15 protein-coding genes and 1 other annotated feature are annotated in these 16,196 nt (G+C 36.5%); all 15 genes read left to right on the top strand.

Features of this window, described 5'->3' with window-relative positions; genetic code table 11:
- Window positions 1-47: 47 nt before the first annotated feature.
- On the top strand, window positions 48-2,684 hold the full coding sequence (gene polA, locus NYQ66_RS15715; protein ID WP_259870742.1) for a DNA polymerase I: 2,637 nt from the start codon (window positions 48-50) through the stop codon (window positions 2,682-2,684).
- 17 nt (window positions 2,685-2,701) lie between these two features.
- Window positions 2,702-3,526 (top strand): DNA-formamidopyrimidine glycosylase, encoded by an 825-nt coding sequence (gene mutM / locus NYQ66_RS15720; protein WP_259870744.1) that lies wholly within the window; start codon window positions 2,702-2,704, stop codon window positions 3,524-3,526.
- Between the two features lie 73 nt (window positions 3,527-3,599).
- The gene (ytaF, locus tag NYQ66_RS15725) at window positions 3,600-4,232 is read left to right on the top strand and encodes a sporulation membrane protein YtaF (protein ID WP_259870745.1); all 633 of its coding nucleotides are present in this window, start codon (window positions 3,600-3,602) and stop codon (window positions 4,230-4,232) included.
- A gap of 21 nt (window positions 4,233-4,253) precedes the next feature.
- The gene (coaE, locus tag NYQ66_RS15730; RefSeq protein ID WP_259870746.1) at window positions 4,254-4,850 is read left to right on the top strand and encodes a dephospho-CoA kinase; all 597 of its coding nucleotides are present in this window, start codon (window positions 4,254-4,256) and stop codon (window positions 4,848-4,850) included.
- Window positions 4,851-5,822: 972 nt separating this feature from the next.
- The gene (speD, locus tag NYQ66_RS15735; protein ID WP_259870748.1) at window positions 5,823-6,200 is read left to right on the top strand and encodes an adenosylmethionine decarboxylase; all 378 of its coding nucleotides are present in this window, start codon (window positions 5,823-5,825) and stop codon (window positions 6,198-6,200) included.
- A gap of 153 nt (window positions 6,201-6,353) precedes the next feature.
- Entirely contained in the window at window positions 6,354-6,749 is a 396-nt protein-coding gene (locus tag NYQ66_RS15740) for a cytosolic protein (RefSeq protein ID WP_259870749.1), read from the top strand.
- Window positions 6,750-6,777: 28 nt separating this feature from the next.
- On the top strand, window positions 6,778-7,239 hold the full coding sequence (gene nrdR / locus NYQ66_RS15745) for a transcriptional regulator NrdR (protein WP_259870750.1): 462 nt from the start codon (window positions 6,778-6,780) through the stop codon (window positions 7,237-7,239).
- A 78-nt stretch (window positions 7,240-7,317) separates the two neighbouring features.
- A complete protein-coding gene (locus NYQ66_RS15750) occupies window positions 7,318-8,679 on the top strand; it encodes a replication initiation and membrane attachment family protein (RefSeq protein ID WP_259870752.1) in 1,362 nt (453 codons plus the stop codon).
- A 27-nt stretch (window positions 8,680-8,706) separates the two neighbouring features.
- Window positions 8,707-9,636: a primosomal protein DnaI gene (gene dnaI / locus NYQ66_RS15755; protein ID WP_259870753.1), complete on the top strand. Its 930-nt coding sequence runs from the start codon at window positions 8,707-8,709 to the stop codon at window positions 9,634-9,636.
- Between the two features lie 178 nt (window positions 9,637-9,814).
- A complete protein-coding gene (gene ytxC, locus NYQ66_RS15760; protein WP_259870760.1) occupies window positions 9,815-10,648 on the top strand; it encodes a sporulation protein YtxC in 834 nt (277 codons plus the stop codon).
- Between the two features lie 410 nt (window positions 10,649-11,058).
- Window positions 11,059-13,005, top strand: a complete 1,947-nt coding sequence (thrS, locus tag NYQ66_RS15765; protein ID WP_259870755.1) for a threonine--tRNA ligase — start codon at window positions 11,059-11,061, stop codon at window positions 13,003-13,005.
- 134 nt (window positions 13,006-13,139) lie between these two features.
- Window positions 13,140-14,114: an aldo/keto reductase family protein gene (locus NYQ66_RS15770; protein ID WP_259870756.1), complete on the top strand. Its 975-nt coding sequence runs from the start codon at window positions 13,140-13,142 to the stop codon at window positions 14,112-14,114.
- Window positions 14,115-14,281: 167 nt separating this feature from the next.
- Window positions 14,282-14,404 (top strand) — a sequence feature (ribosomal protein L20 leader region).
- 200 nt (window positions 14,405-14,604) lie between these two features.
- Complete coding sequence (gene infC / locus NYQ66_RS15775; RefSeq protein ID WP_259870757.1) at window positions 14,605-15,108, top strand: translation initiation factor IF-3; 504 nt, start codon at window positions 14,605-14,607, stop codon at window positions 15,106-15,108.
- A gap of 38 nt (window positions 15,109-15,146) precedes the next feature.
- The gene (gene rpmI / locus NYQ66_RS15780) at window positions 15,147-15,344 is read left to right on the top strand and encodes a 50S ribosomal protein L35 (protein WP_259870758.1); all 198 of its coding nucleotides are present in this window, start codon (window positions 15,147-15,149) and stop codon (window positions 15,342-15,344) included.
- A 44-nt stretch (window positions 15,345-15,388) separates the two neighbouring features.
- Window positions 15,389-15,745 (top strand): 50S ribosomal protein L20, encoded by a 357-nt coding sequence (gene rplT / locus NYQ66_RS15785; RefSeq protein WP_259870759.1) that lies wholly within the window; start codon window positions 15,389-15,391, stop codon window positions 15,743-15,745.
- The last annotated feature ends 451 nt before the right edge of the window (window positions 15,746-16,196 follow it).

The raw sequence follows: 16,196 nt of genomic DNA on the forward strand, positions 1-16,196 counted from the left end.
TAGGATACATAACTAATAATGTTTTTGAATAAGAAGGAGTGCTAAACATGACAAATAAACTAGTACTTATTGATGGAAATAGTATTGCTTATCGAGCTTTTTTTGCATTACCACTTTTAAATAATGACAAGGGTGTTTATACCAATGCAGTGTACGGATTTACAACGATGTTATTACGCATCTTAGAGGACGAAAAGCCAACACACTTGCTAGTAGCTTTTGATGCTGGAAAAACCACTTTCCGTCACAAAACATACGGGGAATATAAGGGTGGTAGACAAAAGACTCCATCTGAGCTCTCTGAGCAATTCCCGTTATTAAAGGAAACGTTGGACGCTTTTAATATCAAACATTATCAACTAAGTGAATACGAAGCGGATGACATTATTGGAACACTTGCAACCCAAGGGCAAAAAGAAGATTGGGAAGTTAATGTCATATCTGGTGACAAGGATTTATTACAGCTGGTATCTGATCGCGTAAAAGTAAGTTTAACCAAAAAGGGATTGTCTGAAGTCGATACATACACGCCTGTTTTTATGGAAGAAAAGTTAGAAATATCACCAGACCAAGTCATTGATATGAAAGCTTTAATGGGTGATGCTTCTGATAATATTCCTGGAGTGCCTGGAGTCGGTCAAAAAACGGCAGTAAAGTTGTTAAAGCAATATCAAACATTAGAAAATTTATATGAACATATTGATGAAGTAAGCGGTAAGAAGTTGAAAGAAAAATTAGAAAATCATAAAGATGATGCCTTTATGAGTAAAGAGTTAGTAACAATAAAATGTGATTCACCAATTGAGATTAAATTAGATGACATTCAATATACCGGATATGAGGCGAATCAAGTTAGTAGCATATTTAAAGAACTCGGTTTTCAATCGTTGTTAACGAGGTTGGAAGGGGAAGTATCTTTAGAGGATAGCAAAGAAGAATTAAATGACATCGAAATAGAAGTGCTAGATAGCATTGACGAATCCATTTTTACTGGAATAGAAGCGCTAGAAGTTGAAATGTTAGGAGATAGCTATCATGTCGCACCAATTGAAGGAATAGGATTGGTCAATGAAAATAAAAAGTATTTTATCCCAACTGACGTTGCTGTAAAATCAAACGTATTTAAAAAGTGGGCAGAGGATTCGAACCAAAAGAAATGGGTATTTGATGCCAAGAAAGTAACGGTAGCTTTGTTAAAACACGATATTCATATACATGGTATTTCATTTGATTTATTACTTGCATCTTACCTGATTGATCCATCGGAAAATCACCATGATATCCCGGCAATTAGCCATCGTTTTGGTAAAAAACAAGTGTTATTTGATGAGGAAGTATATGGAAAAGGTGCTAAATTAAAGGTTCCTGAAGTTGAAAAGTTGATGAATCATGTGACAAGAAAAGCAAATATGATTTATTTACTTAAAGACCAAGTAGAACAAGAGCTTACGGAAAATAGTCAATTGGAACTGTTACAAGACTTAGAGTTACCTCTTTCACTTGTATTGGGTGAAATGGAATCGACTGGTGTCCAAGTTGATGTAGAGCGATTAAAACGGATGGGTGAAGAACTACAGGAAAGATTGAAACGTATTGAAAGTGAAGTACACGAATTAGCAGGAGAAAAGTTCAACATTAATTCTCCAAAACAATTAGGACCAATATTATTTGAGAAGTTAGAACTTCCTGTTGTAAAGAAAACAAAAACGGGATATTCCACTTCTGCAGATGTCTTAGAGCAATTACAAGAAAAACACCCAATCATACCGAAACTTCTAATGTACAGACAATTAGGTAAGTTGCAATCCACCTATATCGAAGGATTGTTAAAAGTGGTTCATCAAGATGAAAATAAGATTCACACGAGATTTAACCAAGCATTAACGCAAACTGGTCGACTTAGTTCCATTGAACCTAACCTACAAAACATTCCTATTCGTCTAGAAGAAGGAAAGAAAATTAGAGAGGCGTTTATACCTTCAGAAAAAGACTGGTATATATTTGCGGCTGACTATTCTCAAATTGAATTAAGAGTCTTGGCACATATCGCAAAGGATGAAAAGTTAACGGAAGCATTCCAACAAGGGATGGATATCCATACGAGAACGGCGATGGATGTATTCCATGTTAGTGCTGATGAGATCACTGATAACATGAGACGCCAAGCGAAAGCTGTTAACTTTGGAATTGTATATGGTATAAGTGACTACGGTTTATCACAGAACTTAGGCATTACAAGAAAAGAAGCAAAGCTATTTATAGATCGATATCTAGATAGTTATCCAGGTGTACAGGAATACATGAGCAACATTATTCAAGATGCAAAGCAACATGGGTACGTGACAACATTATTGAATAGAAGAAGATATTTGCCGGATATTACGAGTAGAAACTTTAATGTGCGAAGTTTTGCAGAACGGACCGCAATGAATACACCGATCCAAGGTACGGCTGCTGATATCATAAAGCTAGCAATGATTGATTTGCATGCGAAATTAAAAGAAGAAAACCTGCAAGCACGGATGTTGCTACAAGTACACGATGAATTGATTTTAGAAGCACCTGAAGAAGAACTAGAGCGTCTTAAGGAACTTGTACCTATGGTTATGGAGAATGCAATCGAGTTAGCTGTTCCATTAAAAGTGGATTATGCATTTGGACGAACATGGTACGACGCCAAGTAACAAGGAGATAATGTATAATGCCTGAATTACCAGAAGTAGAAACGATTAGAAAAACCTTAAGACAGTTAGTGTTAAACAAAACAATCAAAGAAGTATCTGTCTTTTGGCCAAAAATGATTAAACAACCAGATGATGTTGAGATTTTTAAACAAATGTTAGAAGGGCAAACCATTCTAGAGATTGGTCGGAAGGGAAAATTTCTATTATTTGAGCTCACGGACTATATACTAGTATCTCATTTGAGAATGGAAGGAAAGTATGGAGTATTTAACGAAAAAGAATCGGTGCTAAAACATACGCATGTAGTATTTCATTTTACCGATGGCCATGAATTACGGTACAACGACGTAAGAAAATTTGGCACGATGCATTTGTTTGAGAAAGGTGAAGAGCTAACTAACAAACCACTGAGTCAAATAGGCCCAGATCCATTTGAAGAGAGTTTTCATTTCGATACTTTCTATGAAAAAGTTAAAAAGAGTGAAAGAGCAATAAAAAACATCTTATTAGATCAAACAGTTATCGCTGGGCTTGGAAATATTTATGTGGATGAAACGTTGTATAAAGCTGGTATCCACCCTCTAAGAAAAGGCAATAGTTTATCAAAAGAAGAAGCAGAACGAATTCAAAGATACGCGACAGAAACGCTCGCCGAGGCAGTTGAACAAGGCGGTACGACGATAAGATCTTATGTAAATAGTCAAGGCCAAATAGGCATGTTCCAGCAACAACTTTTTGTCTATGGACAAGAGAACAAACCTTGTAAAAATTGTGGTTCTCCAATTGAGAAAATGAAGGTAAATGGTCGAGGAACACATCTTTGTTTAACCTGTCAAAAATAAGATAAGCACATGAAAATAGCTCCCTCCATATACTACTAGTATTGTAAAATCATTGGGAGAAGGGGCTATTAACATGGCTGAAATCACTACCTTTTTACTACTAGCGTTTGCTGTAAGTTTAGACAGTTTTATGGTTGCATTTACGTATGGATTAAGACAGATGATCTTGCCCATACGATCCATTATGATAATCGGAATCATTTCTTGCTTGACCTTTTACCTGTCCATGTTAATTGGTAAATCAATTGCGTCCTTTCTATCACCTCATGTTGCAGAGGCGATTGGCGGATGTGTTCTGATTATTGTTGGTATATGGGTAATCATTCAGTTTTTTAGGACAGATAATTCAAAAAATGACCAACAACCAAAGGTCGTTAAATTCGAAATAAAATCGCTTGGAATTGTTATTCAGATATTAAAGAAACCAATGGTAGCGGATATAGACCAATCAGGGAAGATAACCGGAATAGAAGCATTCTTACTAGGGTTAGCTTTATCATTGGACTCTTTTGGAGCAGGAATTGGAGCCGCGATGTTAGGATTTGTCCCAATGCTAGCGGCATTAGGTATCGGGATTACTACTAGCTTATTTTTATTCATTGGACTGAAAATTGGCTATTCGTTCTCATATTGGAAGTGGATGGAAAGATTAACGTTTATTCCAGGGGTTATTTTAATCGTTATAGGGATCATCAAAATGACATAAGTTGTAGAAAGTGTGATAGATGTGGCAATAATCGGATTAACGGGAAGTATAGCAACTGGAAAAAGTACAGTAGCAAAAATGTTTAAAGCATATGATATTCCAGTCATTGATGCAGATTTGATCGCGCGGGAAGTGGTTGAACCAGGTGAAACCGCATTTGAGAATATTATTAAGGTCTTTGGAGAAGATTTAATTGATGTTAATCAACAGTTAAATCGAAAAAAATTAGGCCAAATTGTCTTTTCGGATAAGGAAAAATTAGAACAACTAAACCAAATTGTTCATCCAGCTATTAGGGAAAGGATGATCGAAAGGAAAAAAGAACTGCTTGAACAAGGAGCAACAACGATTGTATTTGATATACCACTCCTTTTTGAAAAGAACTTAACCTTTCTAGTTGAAAAAACTTTGGTGGTCTATGTGGATGAATCAATTCAATTAAAACGCTTAATGGATCGAGATCAATCTTCTGAAGAAGAAGCATTAAAAAGAATCCAATCACAAATACCCACGAAAGAAAAGGCGAAAATGGCAGACGAAGTTATTGACAATAGCGGAACCATAGATGAGTCGCGACGACAATTGGAAGATATACTACGGAAATGGAACGTAATTTAACATACAAAACTTTGGCTGATTAGCTGAAGTTTTGTATTTTTTTGCGCCATTAATTTCATCATGAACTATTTCAGATTTTCTATAAACTTTGACGTAACAATCTATATTCAAATAGAAAGTAGTCATGATGCCCGAAACGATGACGGAGGAGCTCGAAAAGGAATCAAATGCCGGTTATGATGCCCGAAATGATGGTGGAGGAGCTCAAAAGGGAATCAAATGTCGGTCATGATGCCCGAAATGATCGCGCGGGATCTCAAAAGGGAATCAAATGTCGGTCATGATGCCCGAAATGATCGCGCGGGAGCTCAAAAGGGAATCAAATGCCGGTCATGATGCCCGAAATGATCGCGGGGGATCTCAAAAGGGAATCAAATGCCGGTTATGATGCCCGAAAGGATGACGGAGGAGCTCAAAAGGGAATCAAATGTCAGTTATGATGCCGGAAGATCTCGAAAAAGGAATCTAAGCTAATTATAATCTGGGAGTTATCCTAGAATAGACTAGCGTTACGTCGCATTTTATATCTAATGCGTCATACCAATATCCAATATCCAATATCCTGTATGAAATATGAAACAAACGAAGAAGAACAAACGTAGGAATAGTAAAAGCGTGTATGACACAGATCAATACGGATAAAGATATATGTATATACTATAATAAGTAATGGAACCTTATCCTTTAATGAAGTTCCTCTGTATATTAATGAGTTAAGGACTAGGTCCCAAGCCCATAGCTAGTCCTTGAAAACTTAAAAATCGATCTTGCCAAAACGGGGTAGAGCCTATATATTTTTTTGCACCATTATAGGTGTACAAAATAAAAGTGTACATGTTATGCTTTTTTTATACTTTTAAATGCATGCGCAATTGAATGCTTAAAGGGTTAGGACCTCTCTGGACTAACTTTCCCCCGTGGCAATTCATGCATGATTATTTGAAAGAGATATGTAAAAGGGGGAGTTTTAAAATGGATACAATGGGAAGACACGTCATTGCAGAGATGTGGGATTGTAATATAGATAAACTAAATGATATAGGATTAATTGAACAGATATTTGTAAATGCTGCATTAAAAGCTGGTGCAGAAGTTCGGGAAGTAGCATTTCATAAGTTCGCGCCTCATGGTGTGAGTGGTGTAGTCATTATTTCAGAATCACATTTGACGATCCACAGTTTTCCTGAACATGGTTATGCAAGTATCGATGTATATACTTGTGGTGATATCATTGACCCTAACGAGGCTACAGCATATATTGCTGAAGCTCTAGAATCTAAAACTTGTGAAAAGGTTGAAGTTCCTCGAGGAATGGCGCCAGTAAATGTTGATAAATTTAAGACATTATAAATATGAAAAACCCTTGCTGGGAAACAGCAAGGGTTTTTCATATTTAGACAAGAATAACAGAATAAAAAAGGTTGTTTATCGTCTTACATGCGAAAACATGTTAAAATAAAGATAACTAATTATGGAATAATAATAAAATAATGAGGTGCATGTATGTCTATTCGACAACAATTTGATAAGTTTTTTAATACGCATTCCGAAACAAAGGAAAATCACTGGGACCCAAAACTCCGAACACATTATTTTAAGACAACAAAAGAAAGAGGATTTCAAGCAGTGGAGGATTTCTTTAGACGTTCTTCAAAATATGAAATTGTTGGTATGTCCGAACAACATGGTGAAATAAGTGTTAATTTCCTAGGAAGGCGTAAAGCTTTTGTCACAGCAACCATTATCATGGTTCAACCATTCCGAACAGCGATCGACCTTTCGATTACAACAGAATCCATTGTTCCCTTTGATTTAGGATACAGTCATAAATTAATACCAAAAATTTATGATGATCTTAAAAAAGAGCTTGCTTACATAGGGACATCTTCAGAAAGATAAAGGCTATAAATGATGGGACTGATTACATATGCGATGCCCAAATTGTCAATATAAAAGTACAAAAGTATTGGATTCAAGACCTATAGAAGAAGGTCGGTCCATTAGAAGAAGACGTGAGTGTGAAGACTGTTCCTTTAGGTTTACAACGTTTGAGCGACTTGAAGAAGTTCCCTTAATTGTAGTTAAAAAAGAAGGAACAAGAGAAGAATATAGCAGGGATAAATTAATCAGAGGATTAATTAAGGCTTGTGAAAAAAGACCAGTTGCATTAGAGCAGATTGAAGAAATTGCACTGGAAGTAGAAAAAGAATTGCGAAATCGTGGAACATCGGAGACGCAAAGTAAGGAAATAGGAGAAATGGTGATGGACCGATTGTCCTCAGTGGATGATGTTGCCTATGTTCGCTTTGCATCTGTATATAGACAATTTAAAGATATAAGTGTATTTTTAGATGAATTGAAAGATTTAATTAGAGCTGACAAAAAATAGTTTGCCGATGGGCCGAGTCGGCTCATTTTTTCTTATATCGAAGTGTTTTCTCAATTTAGAGAGGAGTAGGAAATAAAAATGAAACAGCAATATATTGGTAAACTTCTACCCATCGAAGGATACACGGTGGTTTATGAAGGTGACATCTCATCCACTTATTTCCACTCATTAACGCATTTGTACCAACCACTCATAGGTATTCAAGCGATTGCATTATACCAAACGCTATTGAATGAATCGCTTTGGAGTTCTGATTGGGATAATCCTCAAACACATCATGTGTTGATGACTTACCTTTCTTTACCATTGGATCAGATCTATGAAGCTCGTTTAAAATTAGAAGCGATCGGTTTATTGGATACGTACCAGCAAGAATCGGAGCAAAATAAAGTATATGTGTACAAGCTATATGCGCCGTGTACACCAACCGAGTTTTTTAGTAATGATATGCTAACACAACTTTTATATCATGAATTAGGAAGTGACAAGTGTGATAAGCTTTATCAGGCGTTTAAACTACATTATCCTAGACAACATATTCTTGGTGATAAAGTATCGGCAAGCTTCCGGGAGGTTTTTACGTCTTATAGTTCAGAAGAAGATGTAAGTGTTGCGAAACCTAATACCGCGCCGAATGATGGACCAAATGTAGATATAGAGGCGGTTGATTACAATTTGATGTCCCAAATGTTAGAACAACGGATGCTTCCAGTCGAACAGATTTTAAGCCCTGTTAACAAAAAGCTCATTGCACAAATGTATGCTTTATATAATTTAACAAATCAGGATATAGAAAAAGCTTTGCTCTGGGCACTTAGTGATGAAAATAGTTTAATTACAGACGAGTTTAAGTCTGCATGTCTAGACCTATATCAAACAAGAAGAAAGCAGCAACCGAATGAAAAGGTTCTGGACCGCAAGACTTCTATAGACGGAAATGAAAGTAAAGCTAAAAAGCCAGTGACAAAAGAAGAGCAATTTATTGAAATGCTTGAAAAGATTTCACCACGTCAATTATTAGAAGATTTATCGGGTGGTAATTACGCATCAACACAAGACCTTAAAATTGTTAGTGAAGTAATGAGTCAACAAAACTTGACTCCTGGAGTTATGAATGTTTTAATCCATTATGTTTTACTTAAAACCGATATGAAGTTAACGAAGTCATATCTTGAAAAAATCGCTAGTCATTGGGCTAGAAAAAATGTTACAACAGTAAGACAGGCAATGACATTAGCAAAGTCAGAGCACAATAAATATCAACAGTGGGGGACTAGTAAACAGTCTTATTATAAAAAACCAACAAAGAAAGAAGTTATACCAGATTGGTTTAAAGATAGAAAGCAGACAAAGCAACCGGTGAAACAAGAAAAAGAAAAGCAATCAACTAGTAGTGACGTTGATATTGATGAACTAATGAAGAAACTTAGAGATTCGTAAAAATAGTTATCGATAAGGATGATTTAAATGGAACCCATTCAAGCTTCGTTGAAAAAATGGATGCGTGAGAATAAAAGTTTTCAAGATAATTTTAATCACATGAAAAGAGAGTTACTTAGTGATAGCGAAATAAGTCCTATTGTAGCGGAACACCCAGAGTTAGATCTAGACCGTAATCTAATAAAATTGTATGAATATAAGACGCAATCAAAGAATTGTGAAGACTGTCCTTCACTTCAAGCATGTAAAAATATTTTACCAGGCTATACGCCGCATTATCAGGTGCAAGGTAAAGATATCCATCTTACGTATGATAAATGTAGACAAAAATTACAACATGAAGAGCAGCAAAGTAAGCAAAAATTAGTAAACAGTTTGTATATGCCAAAGGATATATTAGAAGCGTCAATGGAAGGTTTAGATCATCATGTAGTAGAGCGGAGAAACGCTATTCAGGAAGTAGCTACCTATTTGGAATCGCTTGGAACCAAGAAAGCGGAGAAAGGTCTGTATTTATATGGACCGTTTGGTGTGGGAAAGACCTATTTTCTGGGAGCAATTGCAAATAAATTAGCGGACAGAAATATTTCCTCTACATTGATCTATATGCCAGAGTTTGTGAGAGAAATAAAATCGTCATTAAAGGACGACTCGCTTAATCAAAAAATAGATTATTTCAAAAAGGTGAAGGTTTTAATGCTTGATGACATAGGGGCCGAATCCATATCGTCTTGGTTTCGTGATGAAATACTAGGTTCCATTTTACAATATCGTATGATGGAAAGATTGCCTGTATTTTTCAGCTCGAACTATAGTCTAGAACAATTAGAACAACATCTTGCTACTTCTAATCGCGGTGATACAGAAACGTTGAAGGCTGGCCGTATCATTGAGCGAATTAAACAAGTGAGTAAAGAAGTACCACTATTTGGCGATAATAGAAGAGATCAAAGTTAAGGAAAGAAACACCAATCTTAAACGGTGTTTCTTTTTTGTATTTACAACAATTTTGATAGAGAAATCAATCTAGTACAAGTCTAGTAACGGTAATTTAACTAGACAATACATTTTTTTCATCATTCACCCATATAATGTAACAGTTTGAGCGTGGTGAGGGTGATAAGTATTGCTTGAGGTGTATTTTGAGAATAAGGATGAGGCAACTTATTTTTGTGAAAGGTTGGTTCAATATGACGGTAATTTGAAAGCTAATTGGCAAGCGGAACTAGAATTAGGAAACAAGATTAAAATTGAAGCGAAATATCACAATGATATGGAACTGGAATGTGTTGCATCTGCAATGGCTGATGTGTTTATTTCAAAACGCGAATTAAACTGGATTACGCATATTATCAAACGAAAGTTCTATTTCACAAACAAAGTGGAAATTCAAAGAATCATCGACCTAAGTCAATCGATCATTTCAAATGAAGATGAAGATTTGGGTCATATTATGAGGAGCGGGAAACCAAGAGATATGCTGGTAACGCTTTTTGAGACCAACATGGATCAAGATCATCTTCACTTTGATTCCATTGTGCAATTTCGATTACATGCTTACCGACAAGAATTGATCAATCTTGTAGGACTAGCCATTGATGAATTTAAGCGAGAAGAAGAGTATCAATCATTTATTCAATCATTAAGAGAGTATATTGCAAAAAAGGAAATTAAAAGTGAAGAAATTTATGTGGTACAAGGAGATAATTTCACTTTTTTTTACGAAGATGGAAGAAGGATAGTAGAAGATGACTTGAAGAAAATGATTAGAAGTGAACCTTTATACATAGTAGGATTAGACGAGCATGAAATGAACTTGACTCCACTTATTGCAATGGCTCCCAGAAAAATAAAGGTGTACGGAGATCATCCATCAGAGGCAAAAACAATGACCATCATAAATATTTTTCAGGAACGAGTAACATTTGAAGCCTATCAATCATTTCCTTTTCATGATCAGAAGGTTTAATAAAGTGGTACTTGATTTTTTAAGTTTGTCTCGCTATAATACGATCATACATTCATATAACATTCTAAAAGTATTGATGAGGACATGATTTTGTGATTGGAGTTCTATAGAGAGAGAAGTACTTGCTGAAAGCTTCTTGTTCATCCGTCATAAGGTTACCACCTCTAAACTCTGTTTTCGAACGTTACTTTTAAGTAGATTACAGCGTTTCACCTACGTTACAGGTGCTATTGAGCCATATAATTATTTGTCTATGTTTATATGGAAATCTAGGGTGGAACCACGAGCTAAGCTCGTCCCTTTGCTGTAATAAGCAAGGGGATGGGCTTTTTATTATGGATCAATTCAATAGGAATGGTATACAACTATCGCATTAAAAAACAAGTACATAAACAAAAGGAGTGATTGTAATGGCTGAACAAATCAAAATTATTTTTCCAGATGGCAATGCCAAGGAATTCCCAAAAGGAACAACAGGTGAAGATGTAGCTGCATCTATTTCCCCTGGATTAAAAAAACAAGCATTAGCAATAAAACTCGATGGTACACTATATGACCTTCGTACTGCCTTACCAGGTGATGGTGCAATTGAAATTATTACGATCAAAAATGAAGATGGCGTTGAAATTATGCGTCATTCTACAGCTCATTTAATGGCACAAGCGGTTAAACGCTTATATAACAATGTGAAATTGGGTGTAGGTCCAACTATTGAAGGTGGATTCTATTACGACATTGATATGGAAGAGTCGATTACACCAGAAGATTTGCCACGAATCGAAAAAGAAATGAAAAAGATTGCTGACGAGAATCTTGAAGTTGTTCGTAAAGAAGTAACAAGAGATGAAGCAAAAGCAATGTATGAAGAAATTGGCGATAATCTTAAATTGGAGCTTTTAGATGCCATTCCGGCTGACGAAAAAGTGACCATCTACGAGCAAGGGGAATTCTTTGATCTTTGTAGAGGGGTGCATGTTCCTTCAACAAGTAAGATTAAAGTATTTAAATTGTTGAGTATATCTGGTGCGTATTGGCGCGGTGATAGTAAAAATAAAATGCTACAACGTATTTACGGAACAGCGTTTGAAAAGAAAAGTGAGCTAGATGAGTATTTACGTTTACGTGAAGAAGCGAAAGAACGTGACCATCGTAAATTAGGAAAAGAATTAAACCTATTTACTGTTTCTCAAAAGGTTGGTCAGGGCTTGCCTTTATGGTTACCTAAGGGAGCTACGATTCGTCGTACAATTGAAAGGTACATTGTTGACCTTGAAGAACGCCTTGGTTATAACCACGTTTATACTCCGGTTTTAGGTAGTGTAGATTTATATAAGACGAGTGGGCACTGGGACCATTATAAAGATGACATGTTCCCAACGCTAGAAATGGATAACGAAGATTTAGTGCTTCGCCCAATGAACTGCCCACACCACATGATGGTCTTTAAAAATGAACTGCATAGTTATCGTAATCTTCCAGTTCGTATTGCGGAGCTTGGAACGATGCACCGTCATGAAATGTCTGGAGCGCTTGCTGGTTTACAACGTGTCCGTGCAATGACATTAAATGATGCACATATCTTTGCAAGACCGGATCAATTAAAAGATGAGTTCATCCGTGTTGTGCAACTAGTACAGAACGTTTATAAAGATTTTGGCATTGATGATTATTACTTCAGACTTTCTTATCGTGATCCTGAAGATACAGAAAAGTATGTTGATAATGATGAAATGTGGGAAAAAGCGCAAGCCATGTTAAAAGAAACAATGGAAGACATGGAGCTTGACTATGTGGAAGCTATTGGCGAAGCGGCATTCTATGGCCCTAAGCTGGATGTACAAGTGAAAACTGCATTAGGTAAAGATGAGACACTTTCTACAGTTCAATTAGACTTCCATTTACCAGAGCGTTTTGATTTAACGTATATCGGTGAGGATGGCAAAGAACATCGTCCAGTAGTAATCCACCGCGGGGTTGTATCAACAATGGAACGTTTTGTAGCATTCTTAATTGAAGAATACAAAGGTGCTTTCCCTACATGGCTTGCTCCTGTTCAAGCAAGAATCATCCCAGTATCTGCGGATGTACACCTTGACTATGCGAAAAAGGTAGAAGACGAGCTACGAATGAATGGGATCCGTGTTGAAATAGATGAAAGAGATGAAAAAATCGGATACAAAATCAGGGAAGCGCAAATTCAAAAAATACCGTTTGCATTAGTTGTTGGGGATAAGGAAGTAGAAGCAGAAGGCGTGAACATTCGTCGTTATGGAGAGAAAGATTCAGAAACAAAAGCTTTAACTACATTTATAGCAGACATAAAAGAAGAAATCGAAAAGAAAACACTAAGAAAGTAAAAGATTGGAGCTCTTCCCTTTCATTTTGGGAAGGGCTTTTCTAATAACTCAAATAAATGCGCAAAAAATTTTGAGCTAAAATGTATGCCTTTTCATTCAATCGTATTATTGTATAGTATAGGAGGGATTTTTAAATGAAATATAGACAATTAGGTAAAAGTGGACTGAAAGTAAGTGCATTGGGCTTAGGTAGTTGGTTAACGTATGGTAAAGCTGTAGAAGATAAAACAGCTGAAGATTGCATACATAAAGCTTACGAATTAGGAATTAATTTCTTTGATACTGCGAATGCTTATGAAGCTGGTAAGGCAGAAGTGGTATTAGGCAATGCTTTAAAAGACTATGAAAGAAGCAGTTATGTTGTAGCAACTAAAGTATTTTTTCCAATGGGTTCTGGTCCAAATGATCGCGGGCTGTCAAGGAAACATATCATAGAGCAATGTGACGCAAGCTTAAAACGCCTAGGTCTAGATTATATTGATCTATATCAATGTCATCGTTTCGATCCTAGTGTACCTGTTGAGGAGACACTTTTAGCATTAGACGATCTAGTTAAGCAAGGGAAAGTATTGTATACAGGTGTAAGTGAATGGACTGCTGCACAAATTCAAAGCGCAGTAGATATCGGCAAAGATTACCGCTTGCATCCAATCATTTCCAATCAACCTATCTACAATATGATTGAAAGGTATATTGAGGATGAAGTGCTTCCTGTATCTAATCAGTTAGGGTTAGGTCAAATCGTGTTTTCACCATTAGCACAAGGAGTACTAACTGGGAAATATAAACCAGATGCTTCCCTTCCTGATGATAGTCGTGCTGCTAATGATGACACGAACATGGTTATCAATAGTTACATGCGAAACGACGTACTTCAAACGGTTCAAAAATTAAATGATGTTGCAAAGGAGCTAGAGGTCTCACTTACCCAGTTATCACTAGCATGGATTCTTCGCCAACAAGGAGTTAGTTCAGCCATTATAGGTGCAAGTAGACCAGGTCAAATAGAAGAGAATGTAAAAGCAGTTGATATAGAACTATCGGAGGATACACTTCAAAAAATGGAAATTATATTAGAAGAGATTAAAGATTTTCACCCAGCAAGATAAGAATTTTGAAGGAATGATCACTTCCACTGACTAGTGATCATTTCTTCTTTTTATATTGCTTAACTTTATAAAGTGTGCTAATATCATAAATAGACATTAAATATGAAAAGTGGTTGACTTCAATATTCAACCATGATATAATTTTATGAGTGAAATTGAATATGATCAATGACAAGTAGAGGCACCCGCTTCTCACCTGATTGACGCTAATGTAGCAGTTGGCAGGTTACAATTCTGATTAAATACAGGATATGTGTGGGTGCAGTGTGTACCGACACTTTTTTTATGCTATGTAATAGTGTAAAAATTCTACAGGGAGACCTGCAGAATTAGAAATTAATGAAAATCATTAATTTCTATGGAAACTAGCAACCAACTTGTCGAGTGACCAATATGTGGTCATGTTGCTATTGTCATCTAGACTATGGTAGAAGATCATTGAAATTTTTGCTTTAAAAACTCTCGGAGGTGGCTGACTATTAGCAAAGATATGAACGTCAATGAGAAAATTCGTGCACGCGAAGTACGTCTTATTGATTCAAATGGGGATCAACTTGGTGTTAAATCACGTCAAGAAGCGTTGGAAATTGCTCAAACTAGAGAATTAGACCTTGTACTTGTTGCACCGACTGCAAAACCACCGGTGTGCCGTATTATGGATTATGGTAAATTCCGTTTTGAGCAACAAAAGAAAGAAAAAGAAGCTCGTAAGAAGCAAAAAATTATCAACGTTAAAGAAGTACGTCTTAGCCCTGGAATTGAAGATCATGACTTTAATACAAAATTGCGTAATGCAAGAAAGTTCCTTGAAAAAGGCGACAAAGTTAAAGTATCGATTCGTTTCCGTGGACGTGCGATTACCCACAAAGAACTTGGTCAAAAAGTTCTAGTTAAAATGGCAGACGAATGTAAAGATCTTTCTACGGTTGAACAAAAACCGAAGATGGAAGGTCGTAGTATGTTCTTAATGCTAGCACCAGTAAACGAAAAATAGACAAAAAGTTAGTTATAACATTCAAGGAGGAACTACTCATGCCAAAAATGAAAACTCATCGCGGTACTGCAAAACGTTTTAAAAGAACAGGTTCTGGGAAGCTAAAGCGTTCCCATGCATATACTAGTCACTTATTTGCGAACAAATCTCAAAAGCAAAAGCGTAAACTTCGTAAAGACGCACTTGTTTCTGCAGGAGATTACAAACGCATCAAGCAAATGATACCAAACAAATAATAAACTACGAGAGACTCGTTCATATATACTAGGAGGGAATTACTATGCCACGTGTTAAAGGTGGAACAGTTACACGCAAACGTCGTAAACGTATATTAAAGCTTGCTAAAGGATATTATGGTGCCAAGCATTCATTATTTAAAACAGCTAAACAACAAGTATGGAAATCAGGTCAATATGCTTACCGTGACCGCAGACAGAAAAAACGTGACTTCCGTAAATTATGGATCGCACGTATCAATGCTGCAGCTCGTTTAAATGGTCTTTCTTACAGCCGTTTAATGTTCGGTTTAAAGCAAGCTGGTATCGAAGTTAACCGTAAAATGCTTTCTGAGTTAGCAATTAACGATGAAAAAGCATTTGCACAATTAGCTGAAAAAGCAAAAGCTGCTATTAAATAGGACTTTACTTTATAAAACTCGACACTCATCATAGGAGTGTCGAGTTTGTTTTTTATATACATACTTCAAAATTAAATCTGACACAGCAATCGTAAAATGTGCAGTTATATTTATTTGATTTTGTTAAACAGGTGTGTGCTATAACGCCGTTCCGGCAGAATACTTCGCTTTCCGCGGGCACGGCCTCAGCTAACTCAGTAGCAAAGTGCGCTCCTGAGTGGATCTTCGGCTCGCGCTGTTCCCGCAGGAGTCTTCGTATTCTGCCTCCACTGTATTATATTTTCTGGCTAATGGATATTTTGGCGACTCATTTATGATCTTTCTCAAAATTAAAGGAATGTGTACGAAGCGGAGGGAAAATACGAGACTCCTGTGGGAAAGGAACAGTCTGAAGACCCCGCAGTGAGCGCTCTTTGCGAATGAGGAGGCTGAGGCGTTCCCCACGGAAAGC

Origin of the sequence: Aquibacillus koreensis (genome assembly GCF_025154055.1) — a bacterium.
Lineage (GTDB): Bacteria > Bacillota > Bacilli > Bacillales > Amphibacillaceae > Aquibacillus_C > Aquibacillus_C koreensis.

Coding starts and splice junctions, on each gene's coding strand:
- polA (WP_259870742.1), top strand. CDS start 48: ATGACAAATAAACTAGTACTTATTGATGGAAATAGTATTGCTTATCGA.
- mutM (WP_259870744.1), top strand. CDS start 2,702: ATGCCTGAATTACCAGAAGTAGAAACGATTAGAAAAACCTTAAGACAG.
- ytaF (WP_259870745.1), top strand. CDS start 3,600: ATGGCTGAAATCACTACCTTTTTACTACTAGCGTTTGCTGTAAGTTTA.
- speD (WP_259870748.1), top strand. CDS start 5,823: ATGGATACAATGGGAAGACACGTCATTGCAGAGATGTGGGATTGTAAT.
- NYQ66_RS15740 (WP_259870749.1), top strand. CDS start 6,354: ATGTCTATTCGACAACAATTTGATAAGTTTTTTAATACGCATTCCGAA.
- nrdR (WP_259870750.1), top strand. CDS start 6,778: ATGCGATGCCCAAATTGTCAATATAAAAGTACAAAAGTATTGGATTCA.
- NYQ66_RS15750 (WP_259870752.1), top strand. CDS start 7,318: ATGAAACAGCAATATATTGGTAAACTTCTACCCATCGAAGGATACACG.
- dnaI (WP_259870753.1), top strand. CDS start 8,707: ATGGAACCCATTCAAGCTTCGTTGAAAAAATGGATGCGTGAGAATAAA.
- thrS (WP_259870755.1), top strand. CDS start 11,059: ATGGCTGAACAAATCAAAATTATTTTTCCAGATGGCAATGCCAAGGAA.
- NYQ66_RS15770 (WP_259870756.1), top strand. CDS start 13,140: ATGAAATATAGACAATTAGGTAAAAGTGGACTGAAAGTAAGTGCATTG.
- infC (WP_259870757.1), top strand. CDS start 14,605: ATGAACGTCAATGAGAAAATTCGTGCACGCGAAGTACGTCTTATTGAT.
- rpmI (WP_259870758.1), top strand. CDS start 15,147: ATGCCAAAAATGAAAACTCATCGCGGTACTGCAAAACGTTTTAAAAGA.
- rplT (WP_259870759.1), top strand. CDS start 15,389: ATGCCACGTGTTAAAGGTGGAACAGTTACACGCAAACGTCGTAAACGT.